The sequence below is a fragment of the Burkholderia sp. 9775_39 genome (genome assembly GCF_015712225.1).
Lineage (GTDB): Bacteria > Pseudomonadota > Gammaproteobacteria > Burkholderiales > Burkholderiaceae > Burkholderia > Burkholderia cenocepacia.
On sequence record NZ_JACCQC010000069.1, the window covers coordinates 1 to 1,374 of the forward strand.

Consider the following 1,374-nt stretch of genomic DNA (forward strand, 5'->3'; position numbering starts at 1 on the left):
GGACCTATCCGTGATTTCGTGGGCGAGGCATATCATGAGGTGTAAAAGTCATGGATATGCCGATGAAGAAGAAAAGGCAAACTGTAGCGCGTCAGGCAGCGGCCCGCGGGCCGCTGCCTGAACTGCCCAAGGAACTGCTGGACCAACTGGTCAAGGGGCCGATGACGCCGACCGAAGTGCAGGACCTGATGCTGGCGTTCAACAAAGCGATCATCGAACGCGCAATGGGCGCCGAGATGAATCTGCATCTGGGCTACCCGTCGGGCCAGCCCAAGCCGGCCGGGCAAGCCAACGAGCGCAACGGCGCCAGCGGCAAGACGGTCATCACCGATCGTGGTCCGGTTCGGGTCGAAGTCCCCCGCGATCGCGACGGCAGCTTCGAACCGATCCTGATTCCCAAGCATGAGCGCCGCTTCACCGGCTTCGACGAACGTATCATCGCGATGTACGCCCGCGGCATGAGCGTGCGGGAGATTCAGGCGTTTCTGGCCGAGAGCTACGGCACCGAGGTGTCTGCCGACTTCATCAGCTCGGTCACCGACGAGGTGATGGCCGAGGCGCTGAGCTGGCAAAGCCGCCCGCTTGAGACGATGTATCCGGTGGTGTTCTTCGATGCGCTGCGGGTCAAGATCCGCGACGACGGCGTGGTCAGCAACAAGGCCGTCTATCTGGCCTTGGGCATCCAGGCCGACGGCCAGCGCGACGTGCTGGGCCTCTGGATCGAGCAAACCGAGGGCGCCAAGTTCTGGCTCAAGGTGTTCAACGAACTGAAGACGCGCGGCTGCCAGGACATCCTGATCGCCGTGGTCGATGGCCTGAAGGGGCTCACCGAGGCCATCAGCGCGGCCTATCCGCGGACCACCGTTCAGACCTGCATCGTGCATCTGATCCGCAACAGCCTCGAATACGCCAGCTACAAGGACCGTAAGGTGCTCGCCGCAGCGCTGCGCCCGATCTACGCGGCTGCCAGCGAAGAGGCGGCGCGGCAGGCGCTGCAAGACTTCGCCGACGGCCCTTGGGGCGCGAAGTACCCGACGATCGTGCAGTCGTGGCAACGCGCGTGGGAGCACGTCGTGCCGTTCTACGTGTTTCCGCCGGAGATTCGACGGGTCGTGTACACCACGAACGCGATAGAAAGTTTGAATATGCAGTTGCGCAAGATCATCAAGACCCGTGGTCACTTCCCCAATGACGAGGCGGCCATCAAGCTGCTCTGGCTGGCGCTGCGCAACGTACTGGCCAAAACCGTGCGGACTGCGTTCGACTGGAAATCAGCGATGAACCAGTTTGCTATCCTGTTCGGAGAGCGATTTATGAAGGCGCGCGGATAACGCGTTGTTCAACCGCCTCACCCACAAAAATGCGGACAGGTTC

Annotated in this window: 1 protein-coding gene; it reads left to right on the top strand. The window is 61.9% G+C overall.

From position 1 onward, the window contains the following. The first annotated feature begins 62 nt into the window (after window positions 1-62). Complete coding sequence (locus H0X90_RS35270; protein ID WP_077336347.1) at window positions 63-1,331, top strand: IS256-like element ISBcen18 family transposase; 1,269 nt, start codon at window positions 63-65, stop codon at window positions 1,329-1,331. Window positions 1,332-1,374 lie beyond the last annotated feature (43 nt).